General features: G+C 61.2%; 19 protein-coding genes. 4 read left to right on the forward strand and 15 right to left on the reverse strand.

Annotated elements, in window-relative coordinates:
• Positions 1-4: 4 nt before the first annotated feature.
• Positions 5-634 carry a dTMP kinase gene (gene tmk / locus IPI01_14150; GenBank protein MBK7258910.1) on the reverse strand — a complete coding sequence of 210 codons (630 nt, stop codon included), beginning with the start codon at positions 632-634 and terminating at the stop codon, positions 5-7.
• Between the two features lie 83 nt (positions 635-717).
• Here tmk and IPI01_14155 point away from each other — a divergent pair, with 83 nt between their 5' ends.
• Both IPI01_14155 and IPI01_14160 read left to right on the forward strand, forming a co-directional pair.
• On the forward strand, positions 718-1,377 hold the full coding sequence (locus tag IPI01_14155; GenBank protein MBK7258911.1) for a sigma-70 family RNA polymerase sigma factor: 660 nt from the start codon (positions 718-720) through the stop codon (positions 1,375-1,377).
• A gap of 140 nt (positions 1,378-1,517) precedes the next feature.
• On the forward strand, positions 1,518-2,396 hold the full coding sequence (locus tag IPI01_14160; GenBank protein MBK7258912.1) for a hypothetical protein: 879 nt from the start codon (positions 1,518-1,520) through the stop codon (positions 2,394-2,396).
• A gap of 41 nt (positions 2,397-2,437) precedes the next feature.
• Here the strand turns inward: IPI01_14160 and IPI01_14165 are convergent, their stop codons facing one another.
• From IPI01_14165 to IPI01_14230, 14 genes are all read right to left on the reverse strand, one after another.
• Positions 2,438-3,835, reverse strand: coding sequence for a CHAT domain-containing protein (locus IPI01_14165; protein ID MBK7258913.1), 1,398 nt, complete (start codon positions 3,833-3,835; stop codon positions 2,438-2,440).
• The gene (locus IPI01_14170) at positions 3,828-5,045 is read right to left on the reverse strand and encodes a hypothetical protein (GenBank protein ID MBK7258914.1); all 1,218 of its coding nucleotides are present in this window, start codon (positions 5,043-5,045) and stop codon (positions 3,828-3,830) included. The genes IPI01_14165 and IPI01_14170 overlap by 8 nt, the downstream gene beginning before the upstream one ends.
• Before the next feature lie 10 nt (positions 5,046-5,055).
• The gene (locus IPI01_14175) at positions 5,056-5,784 is read right to left on the reverse strand and encodes a hypothetical protein (GenBank protein ID MBK7258915.1); all 729 of its coding nucleotides are present in this window, start codon (positions 5,782-5,784) and stop codon (positions 5,056-5,058) included.
• Positions 5,785-5,789: 5 nt separating this feature from the next.
• Complete coding sequence (locus tag IPI01_14180) at positions 5,790-6,443, reverse strand: adenylate kinase (protein ID MBK7258916.1); 654 nt, start codon at positions 6,441-6,443, stop codon at positions 5,790-5,792.
• On the reverse strand, positions 6,440-7,633 hold the full coding sequence (rlmN, locus tag IPI01_14185) for a 23S rRNA (adenine(2503)-C(2))-methyltransferase RlmN (protein ID MBK7258917.1): 1,194 nt from the start codon (positions 7,631-7,633) through the stop codon (positions 6,440-6,442). The genes IPI01_14180 and rlmN overlap by 4 nt, the downstream gene beginning before the upstream one ends.
• Positions 7,634-7,678: 45 nt before the next feature.
• Positions 7,679-8,230, reverse strand: coding sequence for a hypothetical protein (locus IPI01_14190; GenBank protein ID MBK7258918.1), 552 nt, complete (start codon positions 8,228-8,230; stop codon positions 7,679-7,681).
• Positions 8,231-8,278: 48 nt separating this feature from the next.
• Positions 8,279-9,196, reverse strand: a complete 918-nt coding sequence (locus IPI01_14195; GenBank protein ID MBK7258919.1) for a hypothetical protein — start codon at positions 9,194-9,196, stop codon at positions 8,279-8,281.
• 79 nt (positions 9,197-9,275) lie between these two features.
• Positions 9,276-10,238, reverse strand: coding sequence for an RluA family pseudouridine synthase (locus IPI01_14200; protein MBK7258920.1), 963 nt, complete (start codon positions 10,236-10,238; stop codon positions 9,276-9,278).
• A 17-nt stretch (positions 10,239-10,255) separates the two neighbouring features.
• Positions 10,256-10,837, reverse strand: coding sequence for a signal peptidase II (locus IPI01_14205; GenBank protein MBK7258921.1), 582 nt, complete (start codon positions 10,835-10,837; stop codon positions 10,256-10,258).
• 3 nt (positions 10,838-10,840) lie between these two features.
• Positions 10,841-11,428 (reverse strand): TraR/DksA C4-type zinc finger protein, encoded by a 588-nt coding sequence (locus tag IPI01_14210; protein ID MBK7258922.1) that lies wholly within the window; start codon positions 11,426-11,428, stop codon positions 10,841-10,843.
• Between the two features lie 27 nt (positions 11,429-11,455).
• The gene (locus tag IPI01_14215) at positions 11,456-14,602 is read right to left on the reverse strand and encodes an isoleucine--tRNA ligase (protein ID MBK7258923.1); all 3,147 of its coding nucleotides are present in this window, start codon (positions 14,600-14,602) and stop codon (positions 11,456-11,458) included.
• A 20-nt stretch (positions 14,603-14,622) separates the two neighbouring features.
• Positions 14,623-15,444 (reverse strand): purine-nucleoside phosphorylase, encoded by an 822-nt coding sequence (locus IPI01_14220; protein ID MBK7258924.1) that lies wholly within the window; start codon positions 15,442-15,444, stop codon positions 14,623-14,625.
• The gene (locus tag IPI01_14225) at positions 15,419-15,976 is read right to left on the reverse strand and encodes a DivIVA domain-containing protein (GenBank protein MBK7258925.1); all 558 of its coding nucleotides are present in this window, start codon (positions 15,974-15,976) and stop codon (positions 15,419-15,421) included. Before IPI01_14225 ends, IPI01_14220 begins: the two co-directional genes overlap by 26 nt.
• A gap of 29 nt (positions 15,977-16,005) precedes the next feature.
• The gene (locus tag IPI01_14230) at positions 16,006-16,701 is read right to left on the reverse strand and encodes a YggS family pyridoxal phosphate-dependent enzyme (GenBank protein MBK7258926.1); all 696 of its coding nucleotides are present in this window, start codon (positions 16,699-16,701) and stop codon (positions 16,006-16,008) included.
• 105 nt (positions 16,702-16,806) lie between these two features.
• On the opposite strand from IPI01_14230, the gene IPI01_14235 reads away from it, so the two are divergent.
• Both IPI01_14235 and larE read left to right on the forward strand, forming a co-directional pair.
• A complete protein-coding gene (locus tag IPI01_14235; protein MBK7258927.1) occupies positions 16,807-18,228 on the forward strand; it encodes a tetratricopeptide repeat protein in 1,422 nt (473 codons plus the stop codon).
• An 80-nt stretch (positions 18,229-18,308) separates the two neighbouring features.
• A complete protein-coding gene (larE, locus tag IPI01_14240; protein ID MBK7258928.1) occupies positions 18,309-19,133 on the forward strand; it encodes an ATP-dependent sacrificial sulfur transferase LarE in 825 nt (274 codons plus the stop codon).
• Positions 19,134-19,178 lie beyond the last annotated feature (45 nt).

Consider the following 19,178-nt stretch of genomic DNA (forward strand, 5'->3'; position numbering starts at 1 on the left):
CTCATCATGGAGTGTGTACCTGATATCGTGGTGACGCTCTGAGCGCCGCCATGACCCCTGCGTGCACGTCTTCGGGTGGGCGCGTGCCGTCGATGCGCACGAACCGGCCCGGCTCGGCGGCCGCAAGGGCGAAATACCCATCGCGGACCCGCTGAAAGAACTCCCGGCCCGCCGCTTCCATGCGGTCGAAGCCTTTGCCTGCCGCCGCACGGCGCCGTTCGATCTCATCCACGGGAATGTCGATGAAGAGCGTCAGATCCGGAGCAAGGCCGCCTGTTGCGAACGTGTTGATGGTACGGACCGCATCCATCGGAAGCCCCCGCCCGGCACCCTGGTATGCCGTCGTGGAGTCGTAATACCGGTCGCAAATGACGATCTCCCCTTTCGCGAGGGCCGGTCTGATGACGCTTGCGACAAGCTGCGCGCGGCTGGCCGAAAAAAGGAGCAGTTCCGCCCGGTCCGTCAGTTCCAGGTTCTTTTTGTCGAGGAGGATGTCCCGGATGCGTTCGGAAATGGGCGTCCCCCCGGGTTCTCGCAAAAAGCAGACAGCCCTCTCGCCGGAGAGGGCATCCACAAGCATCTTCGCCTGTGTGCTTTTTCCTGAGAAATCTATGCCTTCCAGTGTCAGAAACATGAAATAACGTACGGATTTTCACCAAGCGAAGCAACGGGTCTCCTTGCACCTTATGACCCTTTTCTGTAACTTTTTCCGATACTATGCCCCGCACCCGATCCACATCCCAGAAGTCCCGTCCGGCACCCGCTCCGTCCATTGATCCCAAGGAACAGAGAAGGCTGGATTCGCGCTCCGAGGACTCCCAGCTCATCAAAGATGCCCTCGCGGGTGATGATGCGGCGTACACGCGGCTGATGAAGAAGTACCACGACGCGATCTTCAGTTTCATCTTCCGCATGGTGCACGACCGGGAACAGGTGGAGGACCTGACCCAGGAGGCCTTCATCAAGGCGTTCGGGTCGCTCAAGAATTTCAACGAGGAGTTCGCGTTCTCCACGTGGTTGTACAAGATCGCCACGAACAACTCCATCGATTTCATCCGCAAGCGCAAGCTGCAGATGTATTCCATCGACAAGCCGATAGAATCGAAGGACAGCGACTATACCTTCGAACTCCCCGACGATTCCTACGAAGCAGACAAGGAGCTGATCAGCGACCAGCGTGCGGTGATGCTGAAGTCGGCCATCGACCAGCTCCCCGAGAAGTACCGCCGTGTGATCATGCTCCGCCACAGCGACGAACGGTCGTACGAAGAGATCGCGGATATGCTGAAACTCCCGATCGGGACCGTCAAAGCCCACATCTTTCGGGCCCGCGAGCTGTTGTACAAGCAACTCCGCCACCAGATCAGGCATTATTGACCCTGCCGGCCCCCCGGCATGTCATCGTTTGCACGAGCCCTCCTGGCGGCATTCCTGACGGGCCATCACCGCTGCGGGCGCCCGCTCTGCAGACCACGTAACATTCCCCGGCACGCTGCCGTACCATTGTAAAGAAGACCATGCGTACATCACCCATCATAGTGCTGGCCTGTACGGCCCTCGTCGCGGCGGCCACCGCCGCCTCCGGAGAGAACGGAGGCGTCAACCGTGAGATCGGCCGGACCACGGAGAAGGAACTGAAGGTCAATCTCTCTTCAGCCTTCGGCACGGTGCTGATCGGACGCGGGGAATCAGGCAAGATCCTCATCGCCGAGGCGTCCTCCGACAAGGAGGAAAGCAATGTCGTGGATGTGGAATATGCCATACGGAACCGGGTCGGGTTCCTGGACATGACGCTCGGCGAGCAGAAGATGGAGAAGAACGGCAACCACTACTCCTTCAACCTCGAACGGTTCGACAAGGGGAAGTGGTTCCTCAAGTTCACGGATGCGATCCCCATCTCCTTCGATATCGAACTGGGCGTGGGCCGTGGCGATTTCAATCTGTCCGGCCTGCAGGTGAAGGACTTCAACCTCTCCACCGGTGCCAGTGATGTCACGCTCGCCTTCGACCAGGAGAACAGCGGGACGATCGAGAACATGAACATCGAGTCGGGGGTGAGCAAGTTCGACGCGCGCAACCTCGGCAACGCCAACTTCCGCCATTTGCGATTCCAGGGCGGGATGGGGTCCTACACGCTGGATTTCGGCGGGGCACTCAAGAACGAAGTGGATGTGGACATCGAAGTGGGGCTGGGGCTGGTCACGATCATCATCCCGGAAGAGATCGGTGCCCGGGTGATCTACGAGAACAGCTGGGTGTCACGCCTCGACTGCGACCACGACTTCCAGCCCGAGGGCGAGAACCAGTACATCTCCACGAACTACCACAAGGCCCAGGGCCGGATGAACATCAACATCGACTCCGGACTCGGCAGCATCAAAGTGCGACGCCGCTAGGAAAGCTGAATTAAGAACTAAGAATTCTTGGTTCGTAATTCTTAGTTCATGGTCCACGCCATGTACGCTCCCCACGCCGCCGGCGTGGAAAACTGTTTCCCCCTGATCATCTCCACCTGAGCCTTCTGCACGGCAACCTCCGCAGACACCCCCTGCAGCAACGCCGTATAGAACAACTCCCCGAATGCTTTCTTCGCCCCGCGCGTCGGCATGAACACGTTCATCACGATCGTCCCGGAACCATTCGCACCGAGCGCGAACGGCACCAGGGCATCGAACGACGGGATCCCCGTGCTGAGCGACGAGACCACGACGATCCGCACCGCAGGGAATGTCGTCAGCATGCTCAGGGGAATGGACCGGCTCCCTTCCCGCGATTCTCCATCCGACAGGAGGAACCGGCCGGCGAGCGGGGAACGGACCCCGAAGTCCATCGGCAGCGTCAGATGCAGCACATCCGACCGGACCGCACGGAGAGAATCCAGCGTCGCATCCCGGTGGAAGAGCATCCGTGCATCTTTGAAGAAGAAGCGGATATCACGGAGTTCATACTCCACATCCCACGGCGACGTTCCGGCAAAGCCTGCACAGGTCACGAACGCAGGAACTCCCGGCGTACTCGTGGAGGGAAATCGCAGACCGGTGAGGTACTGCACCGGGGATCGCTCAATAAGATAGGGCGAACCCGGAACAGGCGCACGGCGCAGGGCGTGGATCGGGAACGGCTGCATCCCCTCGGGGAACAGCACGAACAACCGCATCCCCGGCTTCAGCAGCGGCTCCACCGGCAGAAGCAACGCTTCGTACAGCGTCCGGGTCAGCGTCTGAACCTCAACACCCTGCGGAGGCCTGGGTTTCCCTCCCTCTTCTCCATCCACAGTCTGCGCACGCAGTGCGGCAAGATACGCATCGATCGCTTGCGCGATCCTGTCCGGTGGTTGCACGGATACACGGACCGTGCTGCCCGCGGAGGTGATGACCGCAACCGAGACCGAACGCCTTCCCTGAATGAACGTGAGCAGTGCGCTGTTCGCTGGAACCCGTTTCTGAACATCGGATGGCAGTTCCTCCGGCAAGCGGGCAAGCGGAAGGAACTCGGGCGCGAGACGCGCGATGTCTTCCGCGGCTTCCGCGATACCAATGGTCGCACGTTCCATCACGCCAAGGATGTCTTCGCGCACCGGGACATGCGAGGACGCTCTCGCCAGCACACGTTCCTGCTGATATTCCGCCCCGCGATGGAGCGCCTGCTGGTCCGCACAGAACGACAGCACGGAATCCGGGTCCGCTTCCCCGATCCTGAAGACACCCGGGCTCAGCCGGAGCATCATTGCCCGGACGGTGCGCCGCTGCTGTGCCAGGAATGCTTCATCGGTACGGCTGAGCTGGAGGAGAAGCGCAACGAGCCCCTGCGATGGGTCTTCCCCGGGATCACGCACCGGACATCTCACAATCACGATAGAGTGACGATGGCGCGCGCACGGTGAGACACTTCTCCTGTTCGGCAACGGCCGCCGTGAAGAGCTGCAACGCATCGGTGAGCCGGTTCTCCTGTTCCGCGATGGCGGCAAGGGTGGAGAGCGCATAGGCGATCCCGGGTGCATACCGGAATGACCGGAACTGATCATATGCCGAACGGTAGCTTTGCATCGCCGCGGCTTTGTCCGTGGCATATCCGGCATGGCCGAGTTGCACCATCAGATACGCTTCAAGGAGTGCATCCTGCGATGCATTGGCGATCTTCTCGGCCGACCGGAGGAAGCGCGCTGCCTGCGCGAAGTCGCGGGTACGGAGGTACAGATTGCCGACGCGGACCAGCAGCTCGGTGGCAAGGTCGGTATGGTAGCGCAGCAAGCCGGAGCGGGAGAGCGCGCTGCCGAACGTGGCCAACGCTTCACGCGTCTGCCCCGTCCGGTCCAGCGTGATGCCCACCTGCATCAAGGCCTTCGTGGCGAGCAGCGAGTCCCCTGCCCCATCGGCAAGGGTCACGGTACGGAGGAATGCGGCGGCAGCGTCATCATGCGCGCCGCGCCCGGCACTGGCAAGACCCGCGGCATATTCGATCTGCGCTTCTCCGGCGCGGTCCTGACGCGCGCGTGCCGTGGCATACAATCGCGACAGCGCGTCACGCTCTGCGTCGCGGTCTTCCAGCGCCGCATACACAGGGATCAGCGCCAGACGGATGGTATGTGCGGACCCACTATCACCGAACACCTGTGCGAGGCGCAACGCTTCCTCATACTGCAGCCGTGCGCGGCCGGGCCTGCCGGAGCGGATATCCAGTTCTCCCGCTGCGATCGCCATGTCATAGGCGTTTCCGCGTTGGGCGAGGCCCCTGTAGGCATCCGCTGCTCTGTCGTAGAACACATGCGCACTGTCGTAGAATGCCGATGCCGCGTACAACTCGGCAAGCATCCGCGATCCCGCCGCCACGGCCTTCCCTTCGCGAATGCCCTGCCTCGTTTCCAGTGCGGCCCGCAGATATCGCCGCGCTTCGCGGTCCTTGCCGGCCTCAACAAGAGATTCCGTGCGCGTGATGACACTGTCCAGCGTTGCGGTGTCCCCGGCCTCTCCGCCACATCCCCCCAGTGCGAGGATCAGCGCAGCGGCCACGACGGTCACCAGCGGGAACAGCATCGGTCGGGTCATGGTCTCCTCCTCAAGTGCGCTCCAGTGCGGCCCGGATCTCCGCCGGGAAATTCGTAAAGACCAGATCGATCCCGTAGCGGCCGAGCCGGGGGATCATGGCCGTGTGGTTCACGGTGTAGACGCCAATGCCGATCCCCTTCTCATGGGCGGCATCGATCATGGATCGGCGGACAAGTGAACGGCTGCAGAAAATATACGCCGCATCCAGCCTTCGTGCAATGGCCACGGGGCGCCGGATAAGGTCGCGGACCGGGTGCAGAAGCACCCCGACGGGATCGCGGGGAGCACCATGCCGGTAGGCATGGAGGAATCGATGGTGAAAGGAGGAGACCAGCACCTGCCGTGCCCCGCGGCCGGCATGGATCACTTCCCGCAGGCGTGCCGCCAGTACCGCAAGAGGCCTCCTGTCGCCGTCAGGCTTCACTTCAATGTTGATCCCCATATCCGGAGGAAGGTCGCGCAGGACGGCGGCGAGAGAGGGCACACGTTCGCCGGAGAATCCGGGGTGGAACCATCGGCCGGCATCGTGGCGGGAAAGGTCAGCGAAGGAGAGTGCGGCGACCGGGCCACGCCCGCCCGCGGTGCGGGCGAGCGTTCGGTCGTGGATCACAACGGGGACAAGGTCGAGCGTGAAGCGGACATCGAGCTCTATGAGGTCCGCTCCGGCGGCCACGGCCGCGTGAAACGCCGCCATCGTGTTCTCGGGCGCATGTCCCGAAGCACCTCGATGTGCGGCCACGAGCATCATCGCTTCAACGCTCTGAGCTTGTTGCGGATATTCTGGTTGACGGCCTCGACGGTGTCGTTCCCCTCGACCGAGATCACGACACCGAGCTTCTCATAGAAGGTGAGCACCGGAGCGGTCTTGGCCTTGTACACCTCGAGCCGTTCGCGCACGGTCTCGGGCCGGTCGTCCACGCGCTGGATGAGCGGGGTACCGCATGCCGGGCAGGGGCCGTTCTGGCGCACATCCGTCAATTCGCTGCTGAAGATCTTGCCGTCGTTCGGGCACATCAACCGGCTGCTCAGGCGTTGGATGATGAGTTCAGGGTCGACATCGATGTTCACGACCGTGAACACCTGTGCGCCGATGTCATGGAAGATCACCGTCAGCGTCTCGGCCTGGGGCACGGTGCGCGGGAAACCGTCGAGAATGAACCCATTCTTCGCGGTCGGCCCGACCAGCGCATCGCGGATCATCGCGATCATCAGTTCGTCGGGAACGAGCCGTCCGCCGTCCATATGCTGCTTCGCCTGCACGCCGAGATACGTCTGCGCCGTGACGGCGGCGCGGAGCATATCGCCGGTGGAAAAATGCGGGATGGAATAGTAGTCTGCGAGAAGCTTTGCCTGGGTGCCCTTCCCCACGCCCGGGGCACCGAAGAGTAGAAGTTTCATGGACGCCTGTCGTTTCTGTGTTGGGTGACGATACTGCGCGGACCGTGTTCCGCATCGGGAGAGCCCTGTGCGTTACGTCCGGACCGTGACCGGCGCAGACCCTGCACGGCAAGTTGCCCGCAGGCTGCGGCGATATCCTCGCCGGCGCTGCTGCGGACGATGACCGTCAGGTTGGCGCGGCGGAGTTCTTCGACGATCTCATGCATGCGGGGCGAGGGGCGCAGCGATGCGCCGATTCCCTCCGGCTCCGCGAAGTCGATCGCATGATACGGGATCACATTGAGCTTGCACGGGATCGCGCGCGCAAAAGCGATCAACCGGCGCACCTCAAGGGGCGTATCGTTGATACCGTCGAAGAATATGTACTCGTATGTCACGCGGACCCTGGTCCGCGTATAATAGTACTGGAGCGCCTCGCGGAGGCCGTCCAGCGGGAAACGGCGCGTGACCGGCATCAGGGCTTCGCGTGTCGCGGCCACGGCACTGTGCAGCGAGACCGCGAGCTTCATGCGTGTGCCGTCATCGGCCATGCGCCGGATGCCATCGGACCATCCCGCGGTCGATATCGTGATGCGCCGCGCGGCGATGCCCGCCCCGTCGGTCATCAACATCCCGGCCCGCATCACCGATTCGTAGTTCAGCATCGGTTCACCCATCCCCATGAACACCACATTGGTGATCGTGCGGCCGGTGAGGCGGCGGACCGTCAGCACCTGGTCGATGATCTCGCCGGACGTCAGATTGCGGAGATACCCCATGGTGCCTGTCGCACAGAAGGCACAATCAAGTGGGCAGCCGACCTGGGTAGAGACGCAAAGGGTGAGGCGTTCACGGGACGACCGGGGTTCATCATCCCCGGGGTCATCCCCCTCGAAGGCCGAGGAGGGTGGGATCAGGACGCTTTCGATCTGCAAGCCATCAGAAAGAGCGAAGAGAAACTTGGTGGTGCCGTCGGCCGGTGAGAGTTGGTTCTTCACGTGGACGACACCTGCGATACGCGCACGGGCATGCAGGGTCTCCCTGAATGCCCGTCCGCAATCGGTCATCACATCGAACCCGGTGGCACCTCTGGCGTAGAGCCACTGGTACACCTGGTCACCGCGGTAGGGCCGTTCGCCGAGTTCAACTGCGAACGACCGTAATTCTTCCCGGCTCATGCCGAGGATGTTCACCGGTTCCCCCGTCATCATCGAGCCGTCCTGCTGCGTGGCCACCGCGGATGCAGCAATGAACTGTTACTTCACTTCAGAATCAGCCTGTGCATAGATCTCAACGACCAGGGCGAGCCCGTCCGGCACCGGGGTCTGCCCGCTCAGCGTACCGTTGGCCGAGAGAGTGACGGTGGTGTTCGGATTCGACTTGAACTGATTCAGCTTGGTCATGAGCTGGGTCAGGCCAGCCGTCTGGAAGTCGAACTTGGTCGTCCCCGTGAGGAGCGACTGCGGGGTGGCAAGATCACTCCAGGGCGTCGGTGTGTTCTTCGTCTTGATCAGCTCACTGCCGTCGATACTGCCCGTGACGAACACGGTACCGTTGTACGTGCCCGTGGTGCTGATGCGGACATCGAAGTAGCGGATGCTCTTCAGATTGTCGATATAGGACGCATCAATAAGATCCGACAGCTTGATGACCTGCGAGCCGGAGAACACGAGGTTCGGGCCGGCAGTGATGGGGAACGTGGCCTTGATCGGAACGTTGACGGAGACCAGGAACCCGTCCTGGATGCACGTGGAACCGGTCGTCGCCAGGATTCCGATAAGGAGCAGGAGCAGCGCTTTCGTTTTCATTCTCATCTCTCCAGTGATTTCGATCTCATGCTCTGAGTCCGGCTGGCCTTACCGGCCGAAACCGATACCGCCCGAATAGTTCGTCACCGTACCGAAGTTGGCATCAGCGAAGATCTTGAAGATGCCGAAATTCACGCCAACGCCGATGGTGCCGCGGAACTTGTTCGCGCCGTCGAGGGAGACGTCGACCAGGGGTGTCGAGGTCGGATCCGTGGTCTTGAATGCCAGATCCATCGTGCTCTTCTCATAGGACAGGCCACCGTACAGCATGAGGATCTTGATGCTCTTGCTGGCCTGGACGCCGAAGGCGACGCCGTTGGCTTTGATCAGATCGCCAAAGGAGAATTTCGAGTAGAAGAAACTCGCGGCGATGTCCACCGGACAGTACGGAATGTACTGGCTGATGCTGTGGCGGGCACCCGCACCCCAGAACGTGAGCACCGGAAGCTTGTTGTCACCCAGCGAGGGTGTCGCAAGGAAGCGAACAACGAACTCGGTACCGTAGATCGACCCGATCCGGAGCTGCGGTGCTGCCATCGGGAAGATCGATGTGTTGAAGATACCATCGCTTCCTTTGTACTGCAGGCTCGTATTCGTCTGATGGGTGACGGATCCTCCTTTGCCGCCGAAGATCGTGGCGGTCTGGAAGGTGCCCGGCGTGAAACCGGCCGGCGCCGCCGCCATATACGATTTTTGATCATCCTTCACCAGCGAGCCCATGGCGATGATATCAACACCAATGGAAAAACCACTTTGGGGAATGTAGGCCGAGTGATAATATCCCGCATGCATGTTCGCGCCGACAAGATCGGCGATCGGCTGAAGATAACCGCCAATGGATGTGGCATTATACTGCTGGATGGCTTTTTCCAGCTCCGTCTGGGCGTTGGTCACCGGTGCGAACAGGAAGAGGCCTCCCATCAGCACACACAGCAACTTCAACAGGCGTTCACGCGAAGTGTTCATCCCTCTCTCCTGAATGTGGGTGGGTAGCAACATGGTTAATATACGACATCAGGCCCTCACTGACAAGCGAAACGACCCGTTATGCCTCCCGCAGCAGCGCCAGAACCGCGGTCATATCTTCGGGGAGAGGGCACTCGAATGACATCTCTGCACCGGTCGCCGGGTGCTTGAACCCGATCGTCCTGGCATGCAGCGCCTGGCGGGTCAGGATATCGAGCATACGCTGCACTTCCGCCTTCTGCCGCGGGGTCCCCGGCCCGAACAGGATCCTCCGGCCGTTGTAGGTCGGATCGCCGAAGACCGGATGGCCCACATGCGCCAGATGGACACGGATCTGATGCGTCCGCCCCGTCTGCAGCTTCAACCGGATCAACGAGAGCCAGGCGAACCGCTCCATGACCGTATACTCGGTCACCGCAACTTTGCCATCCTCGACGACCGCCATCTTCTTGCGGTCCGACTTGCTCCGCCCGAGGTTCGCTTCAATGATCCCCTTTTCCACAGGGAACGCCCCCCAGACGATCGCCTGATACTCGCGCCTGATCGTCCGGCGCGCGAACTGCCGCGCCAGATGCGCATGTGCCGCATCGGTCTTGGCCACCACCAGGAGCCCGGAGGTATCCTTGTCGAGCCGGTGCACGATCCCCGGACGCGTTCGATCGTTCACCGCCGAAAGCGAGGCGCTGTGGTGCAGCAGGGCATTCACCAACGTGCCGGTGTAGTTGCCGTATGCCGGATGGGTCACCATCCCGGCGGGCTTGTTCACCACCAGCAGCTGGGCATCTTCATAGATGATGGTCAGGGGAATATCTTCAGCAGTAACGTCGGGAGCGGGGGATTCAGGAAGTGTGATGTGTATCACATCGTGGGGTGACACCGCATAGCTGACCCGTTCGGCGGTGCCGTTCACCAGGACGCAGCCGGCTTTGATGGCCGCCTGTACTTTCGTGCGGGTGGCATTCTCCACATGGTGCGTGAGGAAGACGTCCAGACGTTCCCTTTTCTTTCCTGAGGGAACGATGATCTCCATCTGCGGGCGCATGGGATGTTAGGATGTGCTCAGGAAGGCTCCGCCGGCGGGGCCGGGGGAGGCGGAGGAGCCGCAACGCGGCTTTCGGCATATTGCATATACAGGAGAAGGACGATCCCCACCGTGACGCTCGCATCCGCGATGTTGAAGATCGCGAAACGCGACATATGATATCCGAACACGGTGAAGTCGAAGAAATCCATATCGAAGAAGTCCACCACGCGGCCGCGGAAGAGCGGACCGTAGCCGAAGATGACCCCGTAGAACACCCGGTCGATCAGGTTGCCGACGGCTCCTCCGAGCACGGCGGCAAGCGCAAGCCGGAATCCCAGCGGACCGGTGCGCAGATGGTACAGGTAGGCGATGAGGGCGATGCTTGCGATCAGCGAGAAGATGGCGAAGTATGGCGTTCCGCCCGTGCCGATGCCGAACGCCATCCCCGGATTCTCGATGTAGGTCAGCCGCATGAAGTCCCCGATCAGCGGCCGGCTCATCCCATACGGCATCCCTTCCCACGCAATGCCCAGCGATGGGATCTGAATGCCGCGGACAAGCAGCTTCGTCACCTGATCGGCGATGACGATCGCAGCCGTAAGGAACAGGACGCGCACGCGCTACTTGCCCTGCTTCTGGCGGGCGAGGGCTGCCCGGCCCCGCTCGCACGGGATGCCGGTGTTCTTGAACTCGGCGCACGTGGTCGCGGTCGGCACCGCATCAAGGCGCTCCTTGGGAACGAGCAGGCCGCACGACTTGCACACACCGTAGCTCTTGTTCTCGATGCGCATGAGCGCTTCGTCGAGCTGGTTCACGAACTTCCCGCTGCGCGAAGCGAACAGGAATGTCTTCTCGCGCTCCATCGCGTCCGTCCCCTGCTCCATGTGCAGCGAGTAATTCGAACTCTCGCTCACATATTCGCCGGTGGTCGTGTCCATGATGGTCTCTTTGAGCGTGTCCAGCTCCTCGAGCGTCTCCTGCCTCTTGATGAGGATCATCTCTTTGAACTTCTTGAGCTCGGTCTCGGAATAGGCATGCGGCCCGAGGGCTGCACGGGTCAACTGCTTCTCCACTGCCTTCTTCGGAGCGGGCTTGGCCGCACGGGACGCGGTCTTCTTCGGTGCCACTGCCTTCGGTGCCACAGCCTTCGCCGGCTTCTTCTTTGCCGGTGTCTTTGCCGCAGCGGTCTTGGGGGCCTTCTTTGCCATGCTTCTACCTCTCCGTCCGTTGGTTGGTTAACCGCGCTTCATACGCGTGATGGCGATGGTGATGGATTCGCCATTGAGTTCCAGTGTCTCCGTATGCTCCCCTGACGGGGAGCCGGCCGTCCAGCTCTCTGCCAGTGTTTCGGTCACGATGTACCGCTGCTGCGATGTCAGACGCTCGACAAGCGCGGCACCCGCCTGGTACACGATCGCGATACGGTCCGTGATCTCGAATCCTGCATCCTTCCGCATGTTCTGGATGCGGTTCACAAGCTCGCGCGCTGCCCCTTCGGCGACCAGCGCATCATCCAGCGTGGTGTCCAACGCCACCATCAACCCGCCATCCGTCTCCACCAACCACCCCTGGATGTCCTCACGCATGATCTCGACATCCTCCACAGCGATGGTCCACGCCTGATCGCCGGACGTCACCGTGACGCTGCCGTTCTGCTCCATCGTGGCGATCTCGGCGCCGGTCATCTCCTTGATGCGCGCCGATACCTGCTGCACGGATTTGCCGAACTTCGGCCCGATGGCCTTGAAGTTCCCCTTCGCTTTTTTCCGCACGATGCCCGAAGCATCGTTCACGTACTCGATCTCCTTGACGTTGATCTCGTCCAGGATGATGTCCTGCATCGTGCGCACGTCGGCACGCCCCGCCTCATCCGCGATCGGCAGGATGATGCGCCGTAGCGGCTGACGCACCTTCAGGTTCGCTTTCATGCGCATCGCACGCACGAGTACCACGATCTTCTGTGCCCGCTCCATGCGCGCTTCCAGAGCAGGCTCGATCCGCAACGCATCCGCCACGGGCAGATACGACAGATGCACCGACGCGGCCGGGTCGAGCCCGGTGACGGCGTTGAGGTTCCGGTAGATCTCGTCGGCAAGGAATGGCGCGAATGGCGCCATCAACTTCGCGACCGTATCGAGGCACTCGTACAGCGTCTGATACGCCGCCCGCTTGTCCGGCCCCATCTCGCTCTTCCAGAAACGGCGGCGGTTCCGGCGCACATACCAGTTCGAAAGCTGGTCGATCGTGAACTCGCTGATGCTCCGCGCGGCCTTGGTCACGTCGTACACGTCCATGTACCCCGTGTACCGCTGAATGAGCGACTGCAATTCCGACAGGATCCACCGATCGATCTCCTGCCGCTCGGCAACAGGCACCGCCGCAGCCTTCCAATCCACCTTATCGATGTTCGCGTACATCGCGAAGAACGCATACGTATTCACCAGCGTCCCGAAGAACTTCCTCTGGACCTCCAGCACGCCTTCCTCGTCGAACATCGTCGGCCGCCAGGGCGGACTGTTCGTGACGAGGTACCAGCGCGTGGCATCGGCGCCGTACTTCGCCATGATGTCGAACGGGTTGACCGTGTTCCCCTTGGACTTGGACATCTTCTGTCCGTCCTTGTCGAGGATCAGGTCGTTCACGAGCAGGTTCTTGTACGCCGGCTTGCCGAACAGGAATGTGCCGATCGCGTGGAGCGAATAGAACCACCCGCGCGTCTGGTCCACGCCTTCGCAGATGAAATCGGCCGGATACTGCTCGCCGGAATCGATGAGTTCTTTGTTCTCGAACGGGTAGTGCCACTGGGCGAACGACATCGCGCCCGAATCGAACCACACGTCGATGAGTTCCGGCGTGCGCGTCATGGTGCCGCCGCAGGAACAGGGGAACGTGACGGCATCCACGAACGGCTTGTGCAGGTCCAGCGGCTCGGCCAGCCCCGTACCCTCACGCAATTCCGCAACGCTGCCAACGCATTTCTGCTTCTTGCAGGCGGGACAGACCCAGATGGGCAGCGGCGTACCCCAGAACCGGTCGCGCGACAGCGCCCAGTCCTTGTTCTCTTCGAGCCAGTTGCCGAAACGCCCCTCGCCCACTTCCGGCGGATACCAGTTGATCGTCTTGTTCAGCGCGATCATCCTGTCCGCATACTTCGTCGTGCTGATGTACCAGGACTCACGCGCGTAATACAGCAGCGGGGTCTTGCAGCGCCAGCAGTGCGGGTAGCTGTGGGTGATGGTCTCTTTCTTGTAGAGGATCTTCCGCTCTTTCAACTCGCGGATGATGTCCGTGTCCGCATCGCGCACGAACTTGCCCGCGAACGGAGGTACATCGGGGCCGAACGCGCCGCTCCGGTTCACCGGATGGATCGTCGGGAGGCCGTACTTCTTGCCGACCTGGTTGTCGTCCTCGCCATACGCCGGCGCCATATGCACGATACCGGTACCGTCGCCGGTCGTGACGAAGCCCGCCGTGACGACGTAGAATGCTTTCGCGGTGACCGGGTGAAAATCGTAGATGCGGTGATACTCTTTGCCGGCAAGCGCGCTGCCGGGGAACTTCTCGAGCACGGTGTACTCGCCTTCGAGCACGCCCAGCCGCGGTTCGGCAAGGATGAGCTTCTCGCCGTTCTGCTCGACCTTCACGTACGTCACATTCGCGGCAACGGCAAGGGCAACGTTCGAGATGAGCGTCCACGGTGTGGTCGTCCACACCAGGAAACTCGTGTCCGGCTCGTCCGTGAGGCGCATCCGGACGTACACGCTCTGGTCCTTCACATCCTGATAGCCGAGCGACACTTCATGTGAGGAGAGCGGCGTTTCGCAGCGCGGGCAATACGGCTGGATCTTGTGCCCCTTGTAGATCATCCCCTCATCGAAGAAGCGCTTGAGCGCCCACCAGATGGATTCGATGTACTCGTTCTCGAAGGTGACGTAGGGGCGGGTGAGGTCCACCCAGTACCCCATCAGCTCCGTCATCCTCTCCCAGTCCGCTTTGTACTTCCATACGGATTCGCGGCATTTCTTGTTGAACTCCGCTACGCCGTAGCGGACGATGTCCTCTTTGTGCTTGAAGCCGAGTTCCTTCTCGACCTCGATCTCCACCGGCAGGCCGTGCGTATCCCATCCGGCCTTGCGGTGCACCTGCTTGCCGCGCATCGTCTGGTAGCGGCACGTGAGGTCCTTCAGCGTCCGGCTCATCACATGGTGGATGCCCGGTCGGCCGTTGGCCGTCGGCGGCCCCTCGTAGAACGTGAAGCCCGGTTTCCCTTCACGCGACGAGATGCTCTGCTCGAAGATCCTGTGCTCTTTCCAATACGCCAGGATCTCCTGTTCGACCGCAGGATAGGAGATACGTTCCGTGAGTTCTTTGAATGCGCGCATAGTGTTCCTGACAACCCTTCTCAGAGGCGTGCGACGACGCCCTTCATGATGGCGGTGAGTTTCGGTTCCGTTGCTCCCGCCACAGCAATGATCTCTTCCACATTCGCCGGTACGAGTGCATCGGGAAAGCATTCGTCCGTGATGATCGACATTCCCATCACTTCCATGCCCATGTGCACGGCCACGATATTCTCCGGGACGGTGGACATCCCGACGGCATCAGCGCCGATCAGGCGGAGGAACCGGTACTCCGCGCGGGTCTCGAGGTTCGGGCCCGGCACCGCAACGAACACACCGCGTTCGAGGCGGATCTTGCTCTCGAGGGCCACATCCTCCGCGATCGCCTGCAGGCGTTTGCTGTACGGTTCCGACATATCGGGGAACCGCGGCCCGAGCTCCGGATCGTTCGCGCCGATCAGCGGGTTGTCACCGAGCAGATTGATGTGATCCGTGATCAGCATGACGCTTCCCCTGTGGAAGCCGGGGTTCATCCCGCCCGCGGCGTTGGAGATGAGCAGCGTCTTCACGCCGAGAAACTTCATCACGCGCACAGGGAACGTCACCTGCCGCATGGTGTAGCCTTCGTAATAATGGAAGCGCCCCTGCATCGCGACGACGCTCTTGCCCGCGAGCGTGCCGAAGATGAGTTTGCCCTTGTGCGATTCCACCGTCGACACCGGGAAGTGCGGGATCTCACTGTAATCGATCACCGTCTCCACCACGATGTCCTTCACCAGCCCGCCAAGGCCGGTGCCGAGGATGATGCCGACGCCGGGCGTTGCCGCGGTCTTCGTCCGCAGGAACGCGAGCGCGTCGTTAATGTGTTTCCGTTGGTCCGTCATAGTTCAATGCCCGTGCCACAGAGTCCAGGTCGATCGCGGCCTTGCCGGTCCCCGCCGTGGAAGGCTCGACGAGTCCGCGTGCCGTACCGAGTTCAAGCGTTTTGAGCAGATCCAGCTCCGCGCTCAGGATCACGCGCAGCTGCTGGATCAGCGATGCCTTCCGCATTCCCAACTCATCGATCTCGCGCTTCAGCGCCGAAAGGTCCGACTGCGCCTGGGTCAGGGTCGAGGTCGCCCTCACCTCGGCTTCGCGGACGATGAGTTCCGCTTCCTTGCGCGCCGCCTCGTACGTCTTGCCCGTGGTCTCCTGCGCCTGCAGGAGGGTCTGCTGGAGCGTCTTCTCGATCTGGCGGTAATCCTTGAGCTGCACCTCCAGCTCGATCGCCCGGTCGCGCATGTCCTTCTGCGACTTCAGGACCTCTTCGAACTCCGCCGCGACCATTTCCAGGAAGGTATCGATCTCCACGGGATCGTACCCGCGCATCGTGCGCTTGAACTCTTGTTTGCGAATATCGAGTGGTGTCAGTTTCATGATCATGCCCTCCGGTCGTCCGGCCGTACCTACTGCTTTTTCGGTCGGGTCCCGAACAACGCCGTCCCGATCCGTATGAATGTCGCCCCTTCTTCCACCGCCACTTCGTAGTCGCCGGTCATCCCCATCGACAGATGGACCGGGTGCAGGTTCGCCTGCGAGATCCCGCCGAGCTCATCGCGGAGTCCCCGGAGCTGCCGGAACATCGGCCGTGATCCTTCCGGGTCGGGAAGGAATGGGCCGATCGTCATCAACCCGCTGATCCGTATCGCCTGCAGGTCGGCCAGCGACCGCACGAACGGGAGCACGTCCTCCGGTTTCACACCGAACTTCGATGGCTCCGCCGTCGTATTCACCTCGACAAGAACGTCGATGACCCGCCCATGTTGCTTCGCCCGTCGATCCAACTCCTCCGCGAGCGAGCGGTTGTCCAGGGCCTGCACCATCGTCACCCATGGCGCGAGGTACTTCACCTTATTTGACTGAAGATGTCCGATGAAGTGCCATCGGATGGCCTCACCGGACAGCTCGTCGTGTTTGGGGAGGAGTTCCTGGACATAATTCTCCCCGACGTCCGCGACCCCGGCGCGGACCGCCTCCCGTATCTGTGCTGCCGGAAAGGTCTTGGTCACCGCTATCAGCGTTACATCCTCCGGACGGCGGGCTACCCTCCGGCAGGCAGCGGCGATCCCGGCCCGAACCCTGTCAATATTGGCTGAAATCATGTAAAAACGTAAGGTGTAAATATACGTCCTACCCTCCTCAAAATCAAACCCTTGACTTCCCCCCCTTTTTGATTTATCATGGGTTGGAGTCTTTCCGGAGCGGGAATGAGCAAACTGGATTTCAACGGTTTTGAAGATGACGATAGCGAAGAGGGGAAGAAGGACCGCTTCGAAGATGAGCTGAAGAAGTACAAAGACCTGTACGGGGACGGTACCTCGGAGATCACGAGCATCGAGGCCCTGGAAGAACTGGTCAACTACTTCTTCGATCACGAGCGGTTCGAGGAAGCGCTCAAGATGGTGGAGCGCCTTCTCACATTCGTCCCCTATAGCGCCGACGCATGGCAGCGCAAAGGGCTCATCCTGAGCAATTTGTACCGCTTTGAGGAGGCGCTGGCCGCGTTCACGACGGCCCTCGGGCTCAACCCCGTGGATCCGGATATCCTTGTCAACCGCGGGATCACCCTTGACGACCTCGGACGCCTTGAAGAGGCGCTGGCCACTTTTGAACAGGCCCTGTCGATCGAGCCCACCCATGAGGACGGACTTTTCAACAAGGCCGTGACCCTTGAGAAGATGGAGAAGTACGAAGAGTCGGCGCAGATCTTCCGCTTCATCCTCGAGGGGAACCCGGACCACCGCGAAGCCTGGTACGAACTCGGTTACTGCTACGACTACCTCGACCAGCTCGAGGATTCGCTCCGGTGCTACGACGAGCATCTGGACCGCGATCCGTACAACCACAACGCATGGTATAATAGAGGCATCGTCCTCAGCCGGCTCGGACAGTACCACCGGGCCCTGGAAAGTTACGACCTCTCGCTTGCCGTCAACGAGAACTTCCCCGCGGCCTGGTATAACAAGGGGAACGCGTACGCCAACCTCGGCCGCCTTCACGACGCCGTGGAATGCTACAGGGAAACCATCCGGCTGGAGCCGAAGGACCTTCCCGCCTGGCACAACCTCGGGAACGCGTACGAGGAACTGAGCGAGTTCAAGGAAGCCATCCTGTGCTTCACCCAATCGGTGAAGCTTGACCCGAACCATTACGAGTCGTACTTCGGCCGCGGCAGCTGCTACGACGCCCTCGAGGATAACCGCCACGCACTGGCGGATTACAACAAGGCGATCGAGCTTGCCGGCGAATACCCCGAGCTCTGGTATGCGAAGGCTGACCTCCTCTATAATATGGGAAAGGTCCGCGAGTCACTCCTCAGCTACCGGATGGTGACGCGTCTCGAACCCGGGAATGCCGAGGCATGGCTGGACTATGGCGAGACCCTCTTCGAGCTCGGCTATTTCCGCCAGGCGCTCAAGGCATTCGACCGATCGGTGGATGCCAATCCGCACTCCGCCGACTCCTACTACCTCCGGGCGAAGGTGCTTCTGGTCCTCAACCGGAACTATGAGGCGGTGGAATCTCTGAAGAGTTCTTTCTATCTTGACCCGCAGAAGCGGAAGGAATTCGAGCGCGAGTATCCCGGTGTGAAGTCGATCAAAGAGTTCAAGAACCTGCTGCGCAAGTAGGGGCAGGAAGGATGTCAGCCGAACGGCCTTGCTCCGCACCCGCGGGGTGAGGCCGTTCCATATCATACAATGAGGCGGAGATGCTGTCAGCAGAGACGACGGTCAAATATGAGAAGCTGAAGACGATCCTGCGCGAGATGGGAAGCGTGGTGATCGGATACTCGGGCGGTGTGGACAGCACACTGCTCCTCCGGGTGGCAGCCGACACGATCGGGGCGAAGGCCCTCGCGGTGATCGGGCGGTCCGAGACCTACCCGACGAAGGAGTTCGAGGAGGCGGTGGCCCTCGCCGAGGAGATGCATGCGCGGTACATGGTGATCAGGACCGAAGAGACGGACGAGATCAAGTTCCGCGAGAACCCGCCGGACCGCTGCTACTACTGCAAGACGGAATTGTTCGGCAAGCTGGGCGGCATCGCGGAACAGGAGAACATCCCGTGGATCGCCGATGGCACGATCACCGATGACCTCGGCGATTTCCGGCCGGGCATGAAGGCGAAGGACGAGAAGAACGTCCGTTCCCCGCTCCTCGAGGCCGGATTGAACAAAGCCGAGGTCCGCGAGATCTCGCACGAGCTCGGGCTCTCCACCTGGGACAAGCAGTCGTTCGCCTGCCTGTCGTCGCGCTTCCCGTACGGCACCGGCATCACGAAGGAGAACCTCACCCGTGTGGATGCGGCCGAGACGTTCCTGCGTGAGAACGGCTTCCGTTCGTTCCGTGTGCGGTTCCATGATGCGAGCACGGCGCGCATCGAGGTCGGACCGCTCGAACTGCCGCGCCTCGTTGCCGAGCCGCTGCGGTCGGCATTGGTGAATCACCTGAAAGCATTGGGATTCATCTATGTAACATTGGATCTGCAGGGGTATCGCACCGGCGCAATGAATGAAGTGTTAGGGCTCAAGTAAATTCAGATGTCTGATATCTGAATTCAGATATCTGATATGAGTTCT

The organism is Ignavibacteriota bacterium (assembly GCA_016707525.1).
Lineage (GTDB): Bacteria > Bacteroidota > Ignavibacteria > UBA10030 > UBA6906 > JAGDMK01.